Source organism: Microbulbifer okhotskensis (assembly GCF_023895975.1).
GTDB lineage: Bacteria > Pseudomonadota > Gammaproteobacteria > Pseudomonadales > Cellvibrionaceae > Microbulbifer > Microbulbifer okhotskensis.
In genome coordinates this window covers 1-5607 of record NZ_JALBWM010000167.1, presented here as the reverse complement: position 1 = coordinate 5607, position 5607 = coordinate 1, and the positions used below count along the sequence as shown (strand labels likewise).

The 5607-nt window shown below is 50.2% G+C and carries 4 protein-coding genes and 1 pseudogene; all 5 read right to left on the bottom strand.

All coding sequences use genetic code 11. The annotated features are described in order from the left end of the window. On the bottom strand, positions 1-619 hold a 619-nt coding region (locus MO867_RS20140), incomplete at its 3' end, for a right-handed parallel beta-helix repeat-containing protein (protein WP_252472431.1). Between the two features lie 479 nt (positions 620-1098). After that, positions 1099-2328: a vWA domain-containing protein gene (locus MO867_RS20135; protein WP_252472430.1), complete on the bottom strand. Its 1230-nt coding sequence runs from the start codon at positions 2326-2328 to the stop codon at positions 1099-1101. After that, positions 2316-4610, bottom strand: coding sequence for a DUF5682 family protein (locus MO867_RS20130; protein WP_252472429.1), 2295 nt, complete (start codon positions 4608-4610; stop codon positions 2316-2318). Before MO867_RS20130 ends, MO867_RS20135 begins: the two co-directional genes overlap by 13 nt. 10 nt (positions 4611-4620) lie before the next feature. Continuing rightward, positions 4621-5022 carry a hypothetical protein gene (locus MO867_RS24440; protein WP_507161425.1) on the bottom strand — a complete coding sequence of 134 codons (402 nt, stop codon included), beginning with the start codon at positions 5020-5022 and terminating at the stop codon, positions 4621-4623. 90 nt (positions 5023-5112) lie between these two features. Further along, positions 5113-5452, bottom strand: a pseudogene (locus MO867_RS24435) (ATP-binding protein); the annotation flags it as partial. Between the last annotated feature and the right edge of the window lie 155 nt (positions 5453-5607).

Here is a 5607-nt window from a genome sequence, read left to right as displayed (position 1 = left end):
GTATCCGGCCTTGGTTCCTACCTATTTCGCCCCCTAAAACTGTCCGAAGTATTGTACTATTACAGGGATCACTATTAAGGTCCTGTGCATCGTAATCTACATTGAGAATACCCACATTCAAGATTATCAGGTTATATTGCTGATCAAATGCATTGACAATAATGCCCGCAGTCCCTGCTCCTGGAGTACCATTATTTTCTGAAGCATTTTCAACAATCCAGCTATTGTCTGTATCATTAAGCACAATGCCAGATCCTGCATTTTGGAAACAGAAGTTTTCTGTTACATAAGATCTATCCCCATCTATCTGGATTCCGGATAAACTATTTTCCTCAAAGGTATTCTGAAATACATTACTTCGTTGACCACTAATGATCAGCCCAGAGCCTGTATTACTCTTGGAAGTTGAGCCTGTCAAATAGGTACTATTACTTACCAATTCAATTCCGGCAATACTGTTTGCAGAGGTTGTCATCGACTGAACATTGTGAAAGCCATCCCCTTCTGCTGATATACCTATATCACAATCTGATACGCTTCCTGCGCGCAATAGGGCGGCTCTTCCTTCAAGAACAACCCCCACAGCTGTGCCATCACACTGCACACTGTTGCTGCTCATATCCAATCGCCCATCCGGGCCCACCACAGTCAGCGCAGGACTAATGTCACACACGAGATCCTCATCTAATACCAGCGCGGAGGTAATCACATCTCCACACTCGACATGATCTGCCAGTACAGCATCCGAAATTGACACATTAGAGATGCCGATCATAGTGAATAAGGCGATTTTATAGAAAGTAGTACTACACAGTTCCATTGGGATCATCCTTAGCATTGTGTTCGTTATTAAAAGCCTGAGGGAGGGATGCCTAAGTGATTCTGACCCAGCAACAAGAAAGGACCATGAGAAATTACTCCTAAACAAATAGGAAATTTGTTTGAGATAATTTAGAAATAGATGTCAAAAAAATATTATCTTTCGTAAATCTTAAAAGTCATATTTATCAATTAATAGAGAAAAAACACAGAGAGCCACAAAAAAAAGGTGAATAGGCGTACTCTGCCACCTATTCACCTTTCAAAATTTATCTAATTTCACACGGCTGGTCGAATCGCCTTAATATCCTGATCCGCAGCCCAGCTAAGAACATCTTCCCGCCGTAGTGCGGTTGCCATCAGCTCAGGAAATTGATCTGGGGTACAAGCAAATACCGGTGAGCCTATTGCGGCAAAATCCTCAGCCAACGCCTTATCGTAGGATGGCCGCCCGTCATCACTGAGTGCCAATAAGGTAATTACGTTGACATCCTGACGGATCAGATTGGCAACGCGCGCTTTAAGGTCCTCTTCATCACCCCCTTCGTAAAGATCTGTAATAAGAATCAAATGGGTTTTGGCCGGGCGTTCAATTTTATCTTCACAGTAAGCAACGGCCTGATTAATATCTGTACCGCCGCCTAACTGAATACCAAACAGAACACTGACAGGGTCTTCAAGATCCTCTGTAAGATCGACGATTGCGGTATCAAAACAGACTAGCTTGGTTTTAACGGCTGGAATTGAGGCCATTACTGCGGCAAAGATCGAGCTGTACACCACCGAGGTCGCCATTGAACCAGACTGGTCAACACACAGAATCACTTCGTCCAGGTCAGCCAGGCGGCGGCTTTGCCGCATAAAACCTACCAGCTTCTCCGGCACCACTGTGCGGTAATCGTGCTGATAGTGACGGAGGTTCTGTTGAATGGTTCTGTGCCAATCGATATCGGAAAAGCGCGGCCTAAAGCTACGCTTTGATTTATTTACCGCGCCTCTAACCGCTTCGGTGGTTTTTCTCTCCAAGCGCTCCATCAGATCGTCAACCACCTTCTTAATTACCACCCGAGCAGTCTCAATGGTTTTCTCCGGCATTACCGAGCGCAGACTAACCAGATCTGCAACCAAATGGACATCCGCTTCGATCGCCGAGAGAAACTCGGGCTCCATCAACATCTGCTTCAGACCGAGCCGCTCGAAGGCATCACGCTGTACTACCTGCACTACAGAAGTGGGGAAAAATTCGCGAATATCTCCCAGCCAGCGGGAGATCTGAGGCGAGGAACGCGACAAGCCTCCCCGTCCTTTTTTCCCGTCGCCCTCGCCAGAGTCTCCGCTGCTGTATAGTGCACTCAGCGCCTGTGACAAACGCATATCTCTCTCAGAGAGCCCTGAATCACTATCGTCAGCCCCCAGTACCAAACGCCAACGACGCTCTTTTTGCTGATCCTGATCAATGGCCTGCTCGCAGGGCGATTGCTCATCAGACATTTCGTTTACTGCGCCCATGTCTTGTCCTTGTGGATTAATTTGCCGATACGCAACAGTTGCTCTGACCACTGTGGTAAGACCGCCGAATTAACTGTGCTGGACACTACATTATTAGTTCTGGCTCCGAGTACCAGCTCCATCATACGGCGGCGCTCCATAGCATCCAGGTCGGAAAAGACACGTCTGAACAGGGGCAGATACTCAATAAATGCTTCCTCATCCAGATGCAACAACCATCGTTGCACCGCCGCTATTAACACCGGGTCATATAGCAGCCGCTCAACCGCTTCTGCAAAAAAACCTTCGAAGAATCGCGCTGCGTCCGCAGCCGGAACCGCTGGGGAAAGCGCCTTTTCCAGCAGCTGCTGCAATTTGTGGCCATCGATTCTCCCGGCTTGGTATAGAAGCCGCGTACACAAGCCACTCACCTGCAAACTAGAGACTTGGCTATGCACCAACTGCTCAAAAGCTTGCCACCAGCCCTCCATAACCTCTTCTTCAGACTCAGCCAACTGGAGTGCTTGGTGAGCACTGTGGATGCTGTTGCGCAGGCGCAGCGACTCTTCATCGTTGAGATTACGGCAAGCGTAAGGCAACGCCAAAGCTGCTTGTAGCGCTAGGCGCTGCACCAGTCCGGCTACCTGCTCCAGCGGTATTTCCCGAGCGGTACCATAGCGCTGAACCTGCACCAGCGACGGCAGGCTATCGAGAAGTTCTACCCCATCACTCGCCAGTGCCGCCCGCTCGGACAGTTGCTGCAAACCGGCTTCAGATGCCCTGTGCAACTGCGATTCAAGTGCCAAGAGTACCGCTTCCGCCAACTTCCTCAAGTTGCCCTCAGCCGCAATCGATTCAATCAGTTTATTGTTGGCAGCCTGCTCAATGGTGGAGCCGTAGACCAGGTTTTCCACCAGCTTTACTGCATACTCTGGCTGCCAGCTGAGTACCCAGTTCTCGCGAAAGGTGCCGCGACTTTTTCCACTAGCGGAGGATTCACCCCAGGGGACCTCCAAGACAGCCAGGCGGTGCAGTAGTGTGGATTTGTTAAGCCCTATGTCACTGCGCAAATCCAGCGAGATTTCTTTATCGAGCGCCGTGGGTTTCAGCTTGGTTTTTTTCTGCCAGCGCTGCAGATCCTCCAACAGCGGGACCAAAGGTCCATCCGCAGGAATAGAGCCCACTTGTTCACCGAGCAACAGCGTCTTTTCTATTTGCTGCCATATCAAGCGCTCACCAAAACAGAGACAGGATACAGTCGCCTCAATAATTTCTTCAAAACCGGGAACGGGACGGTTTCTCACTGCGGCCAGACTGCGGCTCAAGCGCACTGCTTCAATCACTGAAGCGGTGGAAACCACCTGACCACTCTGGCGTAACTCCCTCGCCAACTGACCAAACCAAAGTTCCAGCCACTGCTCGCCGGTACCTTCCCGCCAAATGTGCTGATACCACATAGGCGCAGCAACCCCTGCCCCATAACCGGAAACCATTGCCAATCGCGGCGAGGTCCAGGGTATCCAAGTGGCCTTCAGTTTGCTTTTGGACAACTTGGCAGGCAGGGATTTAGTCAGTGTGCGGTCATCTTTGGCGGTGTGCTTCTCACGAAACGCGGGCACATGCCAGGCACCACAGATTACGGCGATCTGGCCTTGCACCTCCTTTTTCTCCCGCGCGATTTCCAAACGCATGTAGGCTTCGCGCTGCAAATCATTTTGAGAAAGCGGTACTGTCTCTGTGATTTCACTGCGCAGCGCGGTCATGGCCAATTCCACTGTGGCAAATATCTCAGTACTGTTATCACAGTTCTGTTCGATCAGATCATTCCACCAAGCCTCACCGTCCTCATAACCGGCCAATTTTGCCAGTAAACCTATAGGGTCTGAGGTGTCAGCCGACGCTTCCTGTTCCACCTCATCGGCCACAGGGTCATCGCTATTTTCAGCTTGCTCCGCTTCAACTCTACTTTGCACTAATTGAGCTAACTGAATATTGACCGGCAGATCAATAAACTTAACTTCCACCCCATGCTTAACCGCCCATAGACACGCTTGGTACTCCGGTGAGAATTCGACAAACGGATAGTAGAGGCTGCAACCAGGTAATTCGGCCGCATAGGCCAACAGCGCCACCGGCGGTTTCATTTGGCTACTGGCTAAAAGGGGTAAAAGGTCACTGCAATCTGCAGGGCCTTCAATCAACACCTTATTCGGCCTCAGCTGATCCAACGCAGCTACCAGCCTCCGTGCGGAGCCAGGACCATGGTGCCGAATACCAAAATAATGTATATCCACCTTGGACACGGAATATCCCTTAAAGCACTTCGTTCATAGTTTGGTAATAACTGGAAAAATCACGGCGCTTTTTCAAGACCGTTTCCAAATACTCCTCCAACACGATTTTGTCCTGCACCGGATCTTTCACAATAGCCCCCACCAAGTTGCTGGAAATATCCTCCGCACTAAATTTGTCATCACCAAACCAGTTCGCCTGACTCAACCCTCCCACCATGACCGCAATCGCTTCGGCAGTTGACAAATTACCGGACGGCGTTTTTAAAGTGACCTTGCCGTCAAGAGTTTCGCCACCACGCAGCTCGCGAAAAATAGTCACTACCCGCTCAATTTCTGCGTTAGCATTAGCCGGTACTGGCAGATCCAAACTCTCGCCCATTTCGGCTACCCGCCGGGAGATAATACTGACCTCTTCATTCATATCATCGGGCAGCGGTAATACCACAACATTGAAGCGGCGCTTCAAGGCCGATGACAATTCGTTAACGCCCTTGTCGCGGTTATTAGCCGTCGCAATAATATTAAAGCCCCGCTGTGCGTAGACCGTATCATTCAACTCGGGGATGGGAAGCATTTTTTCTGAAAGCACGGTAATCAGGGTGTCCTGGACATCGGATCCCATACGTGTCAATTCTTCTAAGCGACAGAGTGTGCCCTGCTCCATTGCGCGATAAAGTGGTGTGGGTACCAAGGCCTCTCGGCTGGGCCCATTGGCCAACAGCTGTGCGTAATTCCAGCCATAGCGAATCTGGTTTTCGTCAGTTCCCGCCGTACACTGTACTGTTGCCGCAGATAGCAGCAGATAAGTGTTCTGATACCCAGGATTTCGCCGTACCCGGTACACCGAGCAGTAGTAGAGCGCGGTCGGTAGCCAGAGTGGCAACCGCCGTTTCTATCAGGCGGCGATTACCAATATATTTTGCGCTAATCTCAACGCCGTCCGCAGTTCCCCCCAGGGCTGTCCCATATAAACCGGTGTAAAAACGAACAGAATAGACCTAAAATA

Coding starts and splice junctions, on each gene's coding strand:
- MO867_RS20135 (WP_252472430.1), bottom strand. CDS start 2,328: ATGGGCGCAGTAAACGAAATGTCTGATGAGCAATCGCCCTGCGAGCAG.
- MO867_RS24440 (WP_507161425.1), bottom strand. CDS start 5,022: ATGAATGAAGAGGTCAGTATTATCTCCCGGCGGGTAGCCGAAATGGGC.